15 protein-coding genes are annotated in these 14,363 nt (G+C 56.7%); 14 read left to right on the top strand and 1 reads right to left on the bottom strand.

Features of this window, described 5'->3' with window-relative positions; translation table 11 throughout:
* The 14 genes from AXF19_RS14650 to AXF19_RS13060 form a co-directional block, all read left to right on the top strand.
* The coding region (locus tag AXF19_RS14650) for an autotransporter outer membrane beta-barrel domain-containing protein (RefSeq protein ID WP_172837405.1) at nucleotides 1-1,173 on the top strand (1,173 nt) is incomplete at its 5' end.
* Nucleotides 1,174-1,269: 96 nt separating this feature from the next.
* The gene (locus AXF19_RS13120) at nucleotides 1,270-1,767 is read left to right on the top strand and encodes a hypothetical protein (protein ID WP_066849867.1); all 498 of its coding nucleotides are present in this window, start codon (nucleotides 1,270-1,272) and stop codon (nucleotides 1,765-1,767) included.
* A gap of 202 nt (nucleotides 1,768-1,969) precedes the next feature.
* The gene (locus AXF19_RS13115; RefSeq protein ID WP_066849859.1) at nucleotides 1,970-3,070 is read left to right on the top strand and encodes a methyl-accepting chemotaxis protein; all 1,101 of its coding nucleotides are present in this window, start codon (nucleotides 1,970-1,972) and stop codon (nucleotides 3,068-3,070) included.
* Between the two features lie 192 nt (nucleotides 3,071-3,262).
* Complete coding sequence (locus AXF19_RS13110) at nucleotides 3,263-3,922, top strand: amino acid ABC transporter permease (protein WP_066850307.1); 660 nt, start codon at nucleotides 3,263-3,265, stop codon at nucleotides 3,920-3,922.
* On the top strand, nucleotides 3,915-4,634 hold the full coding sequence (locus AXF19_RS13105) for an amino acid ABC transporter ATP-binding protein (protein ID WP_066849857.1): 720 nt from the start codon (nucleotides 3,915-3,917) through the stop codon (nucleotides 4,632-4,634). Before AXF19_RS13110 ends, AXF19_RS13105 begins: the two co-directional genes overlap by 8 nt.
* 3 nt (nucleotides 4,635-4,637) lie before the next feature.
* Nucleotides 4,638-5,516, top strand: a complete 879-nt coding sequence (locus AXF19_RS13100; protein ID WP_066849854.1) for a DMT family transporter — start codon at nucleotides 4,638-4,640, stop codon at nucleotides 5,514-5,516.
* Nucleotides 5,517-5,563: 47 nt separating this feature from the next.
* A complete protein-coding gene (locus AXF19_RS13095; protein WP_066849851.1) occupies nucleotides 5,564-6,544 on the top strand; it encodes a cell division protein FtsZ in 981 nt (326 codons plus the stop codon).
* Between the two features lie 32 nt (nucleotides 6,545-6,576).
* Nucleotides 6,577-7,380, top strand: coding sequence for an HD domain-containing protein (locus AXF19_RS13090; RefSeq protein ID WP_066849848.1), 804 nt, complete (start codon nucleotides 6,577-6,579; stop codon nucleotides 7,378-7,380).
* A 12-nt stretch (nucleotides 7,381-7,392) separates the two neighbouring features.
* Nucleotides 7,393-9,060: a glutamine--tRNA ligase/YqeY domain fusion protein gene (locus AXF19_RS13085; RefSeq protein ID WP_066849846.1), complete on the top strand. Its 1,668-nt coding sequence runs from the start codon at nucleotides 7,393-7,395 to the stop codon at nucleotides 9,058-9,060.
* A 56-nt stretch (nucleotides 9,061-9,116) separates the two neighbouring features.
* Nucleotides 9,117-9,413 (top strand): hypothetical protein, encoded by a 297-nt coding sequence (locus AXF19_RS13080; RefSeq protein WP_066849843.1) that lies wholly within the window; start codon nucleotides 9,117-9,119, stop codon nucleotides 9,411-9,413.
* A gap of 32 nt (nucleotides 9,414-9,445) precedes the next feature.
* Nucleotides 9,446-10,732 (top strand): ArsB/NhaD family transporter, encoded by a 1,287-nt coding sequence (locus tag AXF19_RS13075; RefSeq protein WP_066849840.1) that lies wholly within the window; start codon nucleotides 9,446-9,448, stop codon nucleotides 10,730-10,732.
* 89 nt (nucleotides 10,733-10,821) lie between these two features.
* Nucleotides 10,822-11,748, top strand: a complete 927-nt coding sequence (locus tag AXF19_RS13070; protein ID WP_066849833.1) for a DUF1848 domain-containing protein — start codon at nucleotides 10,822-10,824, stop codon at nucleotides 11,746-11,748.
* Nucleotides 11,749-12,025: 277 nt separating this feature from the next.
* Nucleotides 12,026-12,322 (top strand): zinc-ribbon domain containing protein, encoded by a 297-nt coding sequence (locus tag AXF19_RS13065; protein ID WP_066849831.1) that lies wholly within the window; start codon nucleotides 12,026-12,028, stop codon nucleotides 12,320-12,322.
* Between the two features lie 94 nt (nucleotides 12,323-12,416).
* Nucleotides 12,417-13,187 (top strand): basic amino acid ABC transporter substrate-binding protein, encoded by a 771-nt coding sequence (locus tag AXF19_RS13060; RefSeq protein WP_066849829.1) that lies wholly within the window; start codon nucleotides 12,417-12,419, stop codon nucleotides 13,185-13,187.
* Between the two features lie 56 nt (nucleotides 13,188-13,243).
* Here AXF19_RS13060 and AXF19_RS13055 read toward each other — a convergent pair.
* Nucleotides 13,244-14,363, bottom strand: a 1,120-nt coding sequence (locus AXF19_RS13055) for an ATP-binding protein (protein ID WP_216634948.1), incomplete at its 5' end; no start/stop codon positions are given.

Raw genomic sequence — 14,363 nt, 5'->3', positions numbered from 1 at the left:
GCACCGGGCACTGATCCGAAACCGCCGGCACCGGGCACTGATCCGAAGCCGCCGGCACCGGGCACTGATCCGAAACCGCCGGCACCGGGCACTGATCCGAAGCCGCCGGCACCGGGCACTGATCCGAAACCGCCGGCACCGGGCACTGATCCGAAGCCGCCGGCACCGGGTACCGATCCGAAGCCGCCGACACCGGGACCCAACCCAAAACCGCCGACGCCGAATCCCAAGCCGCAGCCGAAGATTGAGTATGGCGATTACGAGACGAAGCTGATGAGCGGTGTCAAGTCCGCAATGACGGCATCGTCGATGGCATGGCGTGCCGAGGCGAACGATCTCATGAAGCGTATGGGCGACCTCAGACTTTCGCCGGAGTCTGCCGGAATCTGGGTGCGTGCCTATCGCGGCAAGTCGAGCAGCAACAAGAATAATGCGAACTTCCGTATGAACTATTCGACCATCCAGGTCGGCTATGATAAGAAGGTCAGTGACTCATGGAGGGTCGGCATTGCGGGCAGCTACATGAACGGCAGCTCGAGCTATGCCAGCGGCAGCGGGAAGAACAAGGAAGGAAATCTCGGTATCTACGGCACGTGGACGGGTAAGTCCGGCCAATATGTCGATGTCATTGCCAAGGTGGGCAGGCTTCAGAATGAGTACACGGTCTACAACGAGTACAGTCACTATGTCAAGGGCGACTTCCATACATGGGGCAGTTCGGTCTCGGCAGAATACGGCAGACGGATTGCTCAGAAGGGAGGCAGTTTCTTTGAGCCGCAGATCGAGGTGATCTACAGTCATCTGCAGGGCGTCAACTACGTCGGTTCGACGGACTACGTAGGGCAGAGCATGCATGTGCGGCAGGGTGCGATGAACAGTCTGATCGGACGGATCGGCCTCGGATTTGGTCAGGAGACGGAGCGCAGCACATACTTTGCAAAGGTATCGCTCTATCATGAATTTGCGGGCGATCTGTCGACGGACTACTCAGACGGAACGAATTCGTGGAAGACCACACATCAGGAGGGCAAGGATACCTGGATCGGTGTGCAGCTCGGCGGCACGCTGAAACTCAGCGACCGGTCGAATGTCTATGGCAACTTCGAGAAGACGTTTGGCGGCGATATCAAGACGGATTGGCGCGTGGATGCCGGTATCCGCTGGAACTTCTGATTGGAGATGCAGGGCGCTGCGGCGGGCAGATGAATCTTGCCCGCCTAGCTTCCTGTGTATGAACAATGTAATAGAAATAGGAGGAATACATATCATATGAGCGAAAACAAAGCAGAGGCACCGGAAGAGGTTGTCGGGAATGCAGGAGAGTCGGCAGTCGCAGCAACAAAGGCGGCGGCATTTCGCACGTATATCGAGAAAGAGAACATCGGCGGCGTGCAGGAGCACGAGGTCGGGGACGCTGTGCATTCGCATGTCTTTCGCAGCAATCTCCCCGTACAGGGACAGAGCCTGCCGTTCATGATCCTGATCGATGACAGCGTCTACACGCTGATCCAGGTGGAGATTGCCGCGCAGCTTGTGACGGCGGAGAAGAAGCCGGGCGTTGCGGTATATCTGAATGACCTGAATGATCAGTATCGCATGCTGAAATATGGCAGTGATGAGATGGGCAATGTACTCCTGACCTGCAGCATTCCGTCCGGGATCGATCAATTCGATCCCTCACTCATCGTGGCACTCTTGAACCAGATTCAGGGGCATTTGAACGCGGTGTATCCGGATGTTATGGCAAAGCTGTGGAGCAAAGAATAGGGCGCGCCGTGTGAGATCTTTCGGGATGTACAAGCAAGATTGCCTCGTGATATATCAGTAATGTAGGAAAGCTGTCGGGAGAAAGTTTCCGGCATCTTTTCTCTTTTGCAAAAAATATTTCGATAGATATTTTCATTAGATGAACAGTGTGGTAGTATAGTAATACGTCGATTATGTTTCACGAGACGATGGAGGGAATGCAATGCTTGACAAGAATATGGGGGCTACTGGTGCACAGAATTTGGCGGGGACGATTCGGGAGATTGTCGCAGGGCATGAGAAGAATGCGCTCTTTACGAGGCTGCACGGTGGCGAACCATTTGCCGATGAGCTGAACGCGCTGCTCGACTGTGTGAACGAGGAGCTGGAGTATCAGCGCTTCCGTCTGCGTACGGTCAACGAGGCGGTTAAGTCCGGTATGTGGTATATGAAGATCAATCCGGATTTCAGTATTGCCTACGCGATCTGGTCGGATGAGTTTCGCCGCATGGTGGGGTTCCGTGGCGAGTCGGATTTCCCGAACACGATCGAGTCGTGGAGCTCGCGTCTACACCCCGATGATGTGGAGGGGACGTTTTCTTCCTTTAACGCCTGTATCCGCGATCTCAGCGGGCGCACGATGTATAATGTGGACTACCGTCTCAAGATTCACGATGGCAGCTACCGTTGGTATCATGCCTCCGGCAATGTCGTACGTGACAAGAACGGGCATCCCGAGGAGATCATCGGGGTCTTTGTTGACATTGACGCGGAGAAGAAAAAGCAGGAGGAAATTGAACAGAACACGCAGCGTAAGGAAAAGTTCTACGGTGAGCTTGAGACGATGCTCAGCAGTCTGTATGGGGCCATTGATGCGATTACTACGAGCGTGAGTCAGACGACGGAGCGCACGGTCGAGATTACAAATGTGCAGGAGGAGATCACCCAGGCAGCAGAGGATACGCGTAGCCAGACGGAGAACACGCTCAAAATGTCCGAGCTTGTCATGACGATCTCGAAGCAGACAAACCTTCTCTCACTGAATGCCTCCATCGAGGCTGCACGCGCGGGCGAGGCCGGGCGCGGCTTCTCCGTTGTGGCGGAGGAGGTCAGAAAACTTGCCGACAGCAGCCGCGATGCCGCAAGTAAGATCTTCGAGGCACTCGAATCGATGGAGAAAGCGGCAAGTCATATCACCGAGCGTATCAAGTCCATCAACGGTCTGATTGAGAATCAGGCGGCGAATATGAAGGAGATCAGTGCCTCTGTCGAGGAAGCGAAAGCGATGTCCGACAGCATTGAGGAGCTGTCGAAGAAGCTGTAACTGTAAAAATCCGCGCCTCATGTGCCGGCGCCCATATCCGGCATGTGGGGCGTATTTTTATTTTGCTTGCAATCGACAAAGAGCCTGAATTTATTGACAGCGCTCTGTGATTGAAATATAATATGAAGAACGGCTATTTATGCAGGATAATCATGGGGACTATAAATTTTTACGGGGAGAATGGATGAGCTTATGACTTTTGATATGAATCTCATCGTCAACTCATTCCCGCTGCTGCTGATCGGCGCGGGGGTTACGATACAGATCACGGTGCTTTCGACTGCGATCGGCTTTGTGATCGGTCTGATAGTGGGTGTGGCGCGTATCTCGAATCTGCGCGTGCTGCGGATGCTCGCGGAGGTCTATGTGGAGTTCTTCCGCGGGACGCCGCTGCTCGTGCAGATCTTTCTGTTCTACTTCGCACTGCCCGTCATCACGGGGCAGCGCATCGACCCGTTCATTGCGGCAATCTCGGCGTGCGGCATCAACTCCGGTGCGTACGTGGCGGAGATCTTCCGCGCGGGTATCCAGTCGGTCGACGATGGGCAGATGGAGGCGGGGCGCTCGCTCGGCATGACGTGGCTGCAGACGATGCGCTACATCATCGTGCCGCAGGCATTCAAACGTGTCATCCCGCCGCTCGGCAACGAGTTCATCGCCATGCTGAAGGACTCGTCCCTCGTGTCGGTCATCGGCTTCGAGGAGCTGACGCGCCGCGGGCAGCTCATTATCGCAAAGACGTACGGCTCATTTGAAATCTGGATGAGCGTCGCCGTCATCTATCTCGTGATGACGCTGACAATCTCGCGCTTTGTCGCATATCTGGAGCGGAGGTATCGCGTTCATGATTGAAATTAAGGGGCTGCGCAAGGCGTTTGGTGCGGATGAGGTACTGAAGGGCATTGACCTCTCCATTGCGGAAAAAGAGGTTGTCGTTATTATCGGCCCGTCCGGTTCGGGGAAAAGCACACTCCTGCGCTGCATGAATCACCTCGAGGAGCCAACGGCGGGCGAGGTTGTTGTGGACGGCATTACGCTTTCGAGTGAGGCAAATATCAATAAGGTGCGCGAAGAGGTCGGCATGGTGTTCCAGCGCTTCAACCTCTTTCCACATATGACGGTGCTCGAGAATATCATGCTCGCGCCGATGAAGGTCAAGCACATTGCCAAAGATGAGGCAGAGAAGACGGCGCGGGAGCTGCTCGCGCGCGTGGGGCTTGCGGAGAAGGCGGATGCCTACCCCGACAATCTCTCGGGCGGTCAGCAGCAGCGTGTTGCCATCGCACGAGCACTTGCCATGCATCCAAAGGTCATGCTCTTCGATGAGCCGACCTCGGCGCTCGACCCGGAGATGGTCGGCGAGGTACTGGATGTCATGCGCGCACTTGCACGCGAGGGCATGACGATGGTCATTGTCACACACGAGATGGGCTTTGCCCGCGAGGTGGGCGATCGTCTGCTCTTCGTGGATGAGGGGCGCATTATCGAGTCGGGCGCACCGCGCGAGGTATTTGAACATCCGCAGGAGGAGCGCACGCGCAGCTTCCTCTCAAAGGTGCTCTGATTCATGCAGCTGCGCGGGAATCTGATGCTGCTGGCAGCGTCGTTCTTCTGGGGAACGACCTTTGTCGCCCAAATCCTTGGGATGGAGGGGCTCGGCCCATACACCTATGCGGCTTGCCGCTTTGCACTCGGCACAGTCTTCATGTGGGCGCTCTGGTATGCCTATCGCGGAAAACGTGCGGCAGAGCGGCGCGCGGGGACGTTTCGCTCGGGCTTTCGCGCGGGGATTCCCGTCGGGCTTGCGATGTTCGTCGGCGTGACGTTGCAGCAGGTGGCGCTCCTCTATACGACGGCGGGCAAGACGGCGTTCATCACAACGCTTTACATTGTGCTTGTCCCGCTCGCGGCTGTTCTGCTCGGACAGCGCGTCCGCGTCCTCCAATGGTGCGGTGCGTTCCTTGCCTTTGCGGGCGTCTACTTCCTCTCTGCACATGGGGAGGTCACCCTGAACACAGGGGATGTGCTTGTCTTTATCTGCTCGTTCTTTTGGATGGCGCAGATTCTGCTCATCGACCGCTATGCGCGGACGGTGGACGCCATCGAGCTGTGCTTCATGGAGATGATTGTCTGCACGCTCGGCAGCGCCGTTCTCGCCGCCATCTATGAGAGCTTTGCGTGGGGCGACGTGTGGCATGCGGCTGTGCCGATTCTCTACGCGGGCATTCTCTCCTGCGGTGTCGCCTACACCTGTCAGATTCTCGGGCAGGCGTATGTAGAGCCGACACAGGCGGCGATCCTCATGTCGACGGAGGCGGTCTTTGCCGCCGTGGCGGGCTGGATCGTGCTCGGCGAGACGATGAGCCCCATACAGATTCTGGGCTGCGCGCTCCTTCTCGGCGGTGCGCTGATGACGCAGATGCCGCAGCATCGGGCGAGGGGATAGGTTCTCGAAAAGATGCAGTTCATCAATACTTCGATAAGGAGTTTTCTATGCCGGCAGCTGAAATTATCAAACCGAAAATCACGATCAAGGTGGTCGGCGTTGGCGGCGGCGGCAACAATATTGTGCGCTGTGTGCGCGAGAAATACGATCTGGACATCACGCTCATCGGTCTCAACTCCGATCTGCGCCAGCTGAAAACCCTGTACAAACAGGGCATCACGGTGCTGCCCGTCGGCGAGAAGCTGACGAATGGGCGCGGCACGGGCGGCAGGGTCGAGATCGCAGAGCAGGCGGCGCGTGCGGAGGAGAAGGCGATTCGCAAGCTGCTCGAGGGCGCGGATCTCGCCATCATTACGGCGACGATGGGCGGAGGATTTGGCACGGGAGCTGCGCCTGTTGTTGCAGAGATCGCCCGTGACATGGGCATCCTCTCCATCGGTGTGGTGACAACGCCATTTCACTTCGAGATGGTGCGTAAGATGCAGACGGCGCAGGCGGGCATTATCCAAATGCAGGGCTATACGGACGCCTTTATTACAATACGCAATGACAATCTCCTCAAGATCGCGCCCAACCGCAATCTCTCCTTCATCGACGCATTCTCTTTCGCGGATGAGGTGCTGCGTCAGACGGTGGGATGTGTGGCGGAGCTGATTCTCACCACGGGCGTTATCAACATTGATTTCTCCGACGTGACAACCATCTTCCGTCAGAGTGCGTCCAGCGACACCATGCTTGCCATTGGCGCGGACGAAACCCCGCAGAAGGCGGTGCGCAAGGCGATCGAGAGCCCCCTGATCGACCGTGATGTGACGGGAGCGCGCGGCGTTGTGCTCAACCTCACGGGCGGTCCGGAGATGAGTCTGCGCGATGTAGATGAGGCGGTGCATTATATCCATAAAACTGCACATCCCGAGGTCAATGTCATCGTGGGACTCGTCGTGCAGGGGGAGATGGCGGGCAGGGTGCAGGCGACCCTCATTGCGACGGATTTTGACGACAGCTATGTGCCCGCATCTCAGGACTGATTCGAAGCCAGTATGTGAAAGGAGGAACGCAGATGAAAGAACTCCTGCATGAAATGCATGTTTGGATGAATGACTATATGCGCTCCTTCCGCACGGATGACCCCGAGGTCATGCTCGGAATCCGTCTCAAAGAGATTCATACGGGCTATGTAACGGCGAATGCACGCGCACTTGCGAAATACCTCGGCTGCAATGCACACGATGTGGCGCTTGCCGAGATCATCGGACTTTTTCACGATGTGGGGCGCTTCCGTCAGTATGCCGTCTACCAGACGTTCAACGATGCACTATCGGAGGATCACGCAGAGCTCGGGCTCAAGGTGCTCGCGGAGGTCGAACTGCTCGATCGCCTCGATCCACAGGATGCGGAGATCGTGCGATTTGCCATCAAATATCACAATAAGAAGGAAATTGCCCCGACGGACGATCGGCGAAAAACATTTTTTGCAAAGCTCATCCGCGATGCGGACAAACTCGACATCTATCGCGTGCTGCTGCCGTTCCTCGCGCCCGACGGGGCGGAGAAGGCACCGAACTTCGTGCCGTCGGATGCGGCGCAGGAGGTCAGCCCCGACTTCGTTGCGGACTTTGCCGCCGGGCGGCAGGCGGACTACTATCGGCTGCGCACGCACGGCGACCGCAAGATCGTGCGGCTCCTGTGGATCTATGACATCAATTTCGCGTGGACGCTGCGCCGCATTGTCGCGCGCGGCTACGTGGACGCCTTTATTGAGAGCATACCCATGCAGGAGGGTATTGCCGAGGGGATCGCGCGCATGCGCCGCTACATCGAGCAGCGCTGTGCACAAGACGATACATTGGAATTATACGGATAGAGGGATAGGGACATGGCGGACGTAAAGACATCGAATTTCATCCGAAATATCATCGACGACGATCTGCGCGCGGGACGGCACGCGGAGGGAATTCACACGCGCTTCCCGCCCGAGCCGAACGGCTATCTGCACGTTGGGCACGCAAAGTCGATCTGCCTCAATTTCGGCGTTGCGGAGGACTACAATGGCCTCTGCAATCTGCGCTTTGACGACACGAATCCGACGAGGGAGGATGTCGAGTATGTGGACTCCATTCAGGAGGACATCCGCTGGCTCGGCTTCTCGTGGGGCGACCGCCGTTTCTACGCCTCGGATTATTTCGAGCAGATGTATGAATATGCAGTCATGCTGATAAAGAAGGGACTCGCCTATGTCGACGATCTGACCGCAGATGAGATCCGCTCCTATCGCGGCACGCTGACCGAGCCGGGGAGGGAGAGCCCCTACCGCAATCGCTCCGTGGAGGAAAATCTCGACCTCTTCACGCGTATGCGCACGGGCGAGTTCCCCGACGGTGCACGCGTGCTGCGCGCCAAGATCGACATGGCATCGCCGAACCTCGTCATGCGTGACACAGTCATCTACCGCATTGCCCATGTTCCGCATCATCGGACGGGCGATGCGTGGTGCATCTACCCGATGTATGACTTCGCGCATCCAATTTCGGATGCGATCGAGGGGATTACGCACTCACTGTGCACGCTTGAGTTCGAGGAGCACCGTCCCTTCTATGACTGGCTGCTCGAGGCGCTTGGCTTTCCCGCAGAGGAGCGCCCGCGTCAGATCGAGTTCGCCCGGCTCAACCTCACGGGCGCGATCACGAGCAAGCGCAAGCTGCGCCAGCTCGTCGAGGAAGGGCATGTGCGCGGCTGGGACGATCCGCGTATGCCGACCATCTCGGGCATGCGCCGCCGCGGCTATCCGCCTGCGGCTGTGCGCGCATTCTGCGAGGAGATCGGCGTCGCCAAGAGCAACAGCACGGTGGACAGCGCCATGCTCGAGCACAGCGTGCGCGACGAGCTGAATCGCAATGCGCCGCGCGTGATGGCGGTGCTGCGCCCCGTGAAGCTCGTCCTGACGAACTATCCCGCAGACGAGACGGAGTATCTGCTCGCCGAGAACAGCCCCACGCACGGTGGACAGCACTATGTGCCGTTCGCGCGTGAACTCTATATCGACCGCGAGGACTTTATGGAGGACGCGCCGAAGAAGTTCTTCCGTCTGAAACCGGGCGGCGAGGTGCGCCTCAAGCACGCCTATATCATCAAGTGTGAGGAAGTCGTGAAGGACGCGGCAGGGGAGATCATCGAACTGCGCTGCACTTACGACCCCGAGACGCGCAGCGGCGGCGCTGCGGCGAACCGCAAGGTAAAGGGGACAATCCAGTGGGTTGCGGCAGAACATGCACTCACGGCGGAGGTGCGCCTCTACGAGAGCCTCCTGCGCGACATTCCTGAGGGCGAGGAGGAGCCTGAGAACTTTATCGACGCGCTCAATCCGCACTCGCTCGAAATATTGACGGACGCAAAGGTGGAGTCAAGCCTCCATCTCACGGCGGCGGGAGCGCATTACCAGTTCCTGCGCGTCGGCTACTTCGTTGTTGACCCGGACACTACGCCGGATCATATAGTGTTCAACCGCATCGTCGGGCTGAAGGACTCATGGAGCAAGGTGAAGTAATTTGTCCTTTTCCGCGTATGCGTATGCGCCGCGCAGGCGGCATAAGGAGGTTTGCTGTGGCAAAGATACCGAAGAACAGATCCGACAAAGACATGATGCAGGGCTTTGAAGAGGAGGAGACACTCTCCGAGGTTCTGCTGAGGAAGGAGCGGCAGGCAGAGGACCGCGCCCGTGCACAGGCGGCGCAGGAACCTCCTGCCGATCTTGCCCGCGCGGGGCTGACCTCTGCGCAGGTGGATGAACTCGGTCGGGCGCTCTTGGAGCTGAAACTCTCGCTTGCCCAGGAAGGTGTGCAGCAGTACAGGCTCAAGATTCAGCGCATGGGCCGGCAGGTGATTATCACGGCGACGTGATGGATTTCTCGTAACGAGAAGAAGGATGTGTAATGATGGAAAATGCAACGATTGTGGCGATTGTCATCTTCGTCATCGCATACGCGCTCATCATCTCCGAAAAGGTGCACCGCACCATTGTCGGACTGTTCGGCGCAATGCTCATGATACTCTTCGGTATCATCGATCAGGAGACCGCAGTCCACCATATCGACTTCAATACGCTCGGACTGCTCATGGGCATGATGATTATTGTGAACATCACGAGCGAGACGGGGCTGTTCAACTTTCTCGCCATCTGGGCGGCGCAGAAGGTAAAGGCACGACCGATTGCACTGCTTGTTGTCCTCTCGACGATCACAGCGGTCTGCTCGGCTCTCCTCGACAACGTCACAACGGTTCTCCTGACTGTGCCCATCACGTTCAGCATCACATCACAGCTCAAGGTCGATGTCATGCCGTATCTCATCTCGCAGATTCTCGCCTCGAATATCGGTGGTACGGCGACCCTCATCGGCGACCCGCCGAACATCATGATCGGCAGCGCCGTCGGGCTCGACTTCATGGCGTTCGTGGAAAATCTGACAATTGTCTCTGTAATTATCTTTATCTTGGTGCAATTCATACTTATCGCGCTCTACCATAAAGGTCTGCACACACAGCCGGAGCTGCAGGATAAGATCATGCGTCTGCCTGCCGACGCGCAGATCACAGACCATGCACTGCTGAAGAAGTGCCTCGCGGTCATCTTCCTCACGATCACCTTCTTCGTCCTGCACGGCAGTCTCGGACTCGAGTCTGCGACGGTCGCCCTCTCGGGGGCAGGTCTTCTCCTGCTGATCACGGCGACGGAGGACGAGGAGAAGATCGTTAAGGTGCTCTCGAAGATCGAGTGGCCGGCAATCTTTTTCTTCGGCGGACTCTTCATCCTCGTCGGCGCGCTTGTCGAGACGGGCGTCATCCGTATGCTCGCTGCCGAGGCGATCCACGCGACAGGCGGCGATGTCGAGGCGACCGCGATCCTCATCCTCTGGATGAGCGCATTTGCCTCCGCCTTCATCGACAACATCCCGTTCGTAGCAACGCTCATCCCGCTCATTCAGGACATGGGTCAGATGGGACTCACGAACCTCGATCCGCTCTGGTGGTCGCTCGCACTCGGCGCGTGCCTCGGCGGCAACGGTACGCTCATCGGTGCGAGTGCGAACGTCGTCGTCGCCTCCATGTCGGCGCAGCGCGGACGTCCGATCTCCTTCCTGGGATTTATGAAGGTCGCGTTCCCCGTCATGGTCTTCACGATCATCATCTCGAACATCTATGTTGTGCTTCGCTATCTCTAATTGCATATGAGGATAAATCCCCGACTGCTACGGTCGGGGATTTATTTTTACGCGCATTTGTGCTATTCTGTGAGAGAGGGGGAGTGACGATGATACTGCATACGGGCATGCGCACGGATATTCCCGCATTCTATACGCCGTGGTTTGTGAACCGTCTGCGCGCGGGCGAGGTCTGCGTACGCAATCCGTACGATGCGGTGCAGGTCACGCGCTACCGCCTCGACCCCGCCGTCGTCGATCTCATCGCTTTCTGCACAAAGAACCCTGCGCCGATGCTGCCGCATATGGATCTCCTCGCTCCCTACGGTCAGTTCTGGTACGTCACCATCACGCCATACGGCAGGGATATCGAGCCGCACGTGCCTCCGTGGCAGGAGGTTGTCCGCGCATTTCGTCAGCTCTCGGCAATCGTTGGCGCGCACGCCGTCGGCTGGCGCTATGATCCGATTCTGATCGACGAGCGCTATACGATTGACTTTCATCGACAGAGCTTCGCGCGGATGGCGGAGGCGCTTGCGGGGGTGACGGAGATGGTGGTCATCAGCTTCCTCATGCGCTATGCCAAGACGCGGCGCAATTTCCCGGAGTCACGCGAGGTGACGCATGTGGAGCGCATGGAGCTCGGCGCGTATATTGTGGAGACGGCAAAAGCATACGGGATGACCGTTTACCCGTGCGGCGGCGTGGATGAACTCGCTGCATACGGTGCTGACACGGGCGGTTGTATGACGCCGCGCATCTACGAGCGGGTGCTTGGCCGGCGCATCCGCTTTCCGAAGTATCAGCGTCAGCGCAAGGAGTGCGACTGCTACCTCGGTGCGGACATCGGCGCATACGACAGCTGCCCGCATCTCTGTCGCTATTGCTACGCGAATACGCATTTTACACGTGTACGGAAAAACAGGCGTCTTCACGACCCCGCCTCTCCCCTCCTCATCGGTCATGCGGAGGTGGGCGACCGCGTGCACACGGCGCGGCAGGAGAGCTGGCTGGACGTGCAGGAGAGCCTGTTTTGAAGGGGAGCAGGTGAGGAATCCAAGCGTTTGCGTGGAGCATTGCATAGAATGATTGCACCGCAGAGCCATGCATAGAAAAAATGCTTGCACTTTATGAAAAACATCTGTATAATACAGAGCGTTGAAATCCGTTCCTCAAGACCTGATAGTCGTTCAATGAACGAGTGAAGGATTGTTTATGTAAACAATGCTTGCCCGTACCATAATCTCAGTGAACGCTTTCCCAGTTCGGCGGATGGAGAGACTAACTATTTTTTTCAAGGGAGATTGTGGAAGAATGGCATTTGAAGACAAGACACTCGTATGCAAGGAATGCGGCGGAAATTTCGTGTTCACGGCCGGTGAGCAGGAGTTCTACGCAGAGAAGGGGTTTGAGAACGAGCCGGCACGCTGCCGTGACTGCCGTGACAAGCGTCGTCGCGGTCGTGATGAGCAGAGCAGCGGCGAGCGTCAGATGTTCCATGTGGTCTGCGCCGAGTGCGGCAAGGACACGGAAGTCCCGTTCGAGCCGAAGACGGATCGTCCGGTTTACTGCCGCGACTGCTTCAACGCGAAGCGCGCAGCACGTTTCTAAGTCTTTTTGAGGAGGTTCTGCCTCCTTCTAGGGAGGGATTGCTGTATTGTCAGCGTCCCTCCTTTGATTTTATCTCATTTGAGGAGGTTTCCCTATGAAACTGAAGAAATTGGCACTCGTGCTGACCGGCGCTCTCGTGAGCCTTGCCCTCGTCGGCTGCGGCGGTGGAGATCAGGCAAAGCAGGAGAGCAAGGTGTTGCGCGTCGGCGCTGCGGTGGATTTCGCTCCGTTCGAGTTCCAGGATGAGGGACAGAAGGAGTATCAGGGCTTTGACATGGATCTCATCCGTGCCGTCGCAAAGGAGATGGGCAGTGAGGCGGAGATTCAGAACATCGGTTTTGACGGCCTTATTCCCGCCCTGCAGGCGAAGAATATCGACGTCATCATCAGCGGTATGACGATCAACGATGAGCGCAAGCAGAAGGTGAACTTCTCCGACCCGTACTATCAGTCGGGTCTCACGATGGTTGTGCGTAGCGATGAGGAGCAGATCAAGTCCTTCAAGGATCTGAAGGGGCACAAGGTTGCCGTCCAGATCGGCACGACCAGCGCGAACATGGTGAAGGAGATGGAGGGCGTCACTGTCACCGAGCTGAACACGCCCGCAGACTGCTTCATGGAGCTCAAGGCGCGCGGCGTTGACGCTGTCGTCAACGACCGTCCTGTCAACGACTACTACATCAACCAGACGCAGGCGGTCGGCGTGAAGTCGCTCGAGGACAAGCTCTCGGCAGAGGACTACGGCATTGCGATGGCGAAGGACAACGTCGAGCTTCAGAAGAAGGTCAATGAGGCTCTCAAGAAGCTGCATGACAACGGCGAATACGATAAGATCTATCAGAAGTGGTTCGGCGCGAGCAAGTAAGTGCTGAATGACGTTCAAACGGCGCAGATGGAAATTTCCATCTGCGCCGTTTTGTTTCACAGTAAATCGAACGTCTTTCTTGCGAGATACAGGGGGATGTTGGTGATTGCACCGTCTTTTTGATAGTTGCGCTTTGAAAAGCGCAGGGCGTGTATTGGCTTGTGGTCGGTGATGTACCTCTTGAATGAGGGAGCAGCTTTGCTCTCACCGCCCTTGACCTCTACGGGAACGATATCACTGCCCGTCTGCAGCAAGAAATCTATTTCGCTGTTCTTCGTACTGTAATAGCGGGGCTCGCATGCAAACAGCCCGTGAAACTGCTGCAATATGTAGTTTTCAGTCAATGGGCCTTTGAACTGGTAATCGGTTTTAAGGAGAATCGCACTGTTATCGATCCCTGCCATATACTTTAGAAGCCCCGTGTCAAAGACAAAGAGTTTGAACTGATCGCGCTTGTCAAATGCGGCGAGGGGATGTTCCGGCTTGGAGACATTGTAGACGCGGTTGAGCATGCCTGCGGACACGAGCCATTCGATTGCCTCCTCGAATTCGCGTGCTCTGCCTCCGCTGCGGACAGTGCCGTACATGAACTTCTCATTTGGTTTGGCAAGCTGCGCGACAATGCTGCGGAATATGAGAAGAATGCGCCCGCTGTTGACGTTTCCGTTGTGTTTGGAAAAATCGTTTTCATAGATTGTGATGAGTTCGCGCTGAATTTCTGATACTTTGGCAGGATCTTTATACGTTTCCCAAGAGGCGACACATTCCGGCATCCCACCGATGATGAGATAATTGTTGTAGGTATCGAGCAGACGCTGGTGAAAGACTTCCTCAATGATCTGCTCTTTTTGTATGCTTTCATAATATGAATAAAGAGTGGGAGCAGTTGCCGCGAGAAATTCATCAAAGGTCAGCGGCTGGATGTCGAGCAGGTTGACCATACCGACGGGATAGGATTTGGGGGTGGCAAGCAGTGTGCCGAGCAGACTCCCCGCAGTAATGATGTGGTAGTCATTCGCCTTTTCTCTGAAGTATTTGAGCGCGTTCAAAGCAGCGGGGCACTCCTGAATTTCGTCGAAGATGAGAAGCGTCGTGTGCGGCTCGATTTTCTCACCTGCAACCATTGAGAGCAATTCCACAATGCGGTGAGGGTTTTTGTTCGTTTCAAAGATGGAG

It is taken from the genome of Selenomonas sp. oral taxon 126, assembly GCF_001683335.1.
Lineage (GTDB): Bacteria > Bacillota > Negativicutes > Selenomonadales > Selenomonadaceae > Centipeda.
Note: the sequence above shows the minus strand (reverse complement) of the source record. Positions and strands in the feature narration are given on the sequence as shown.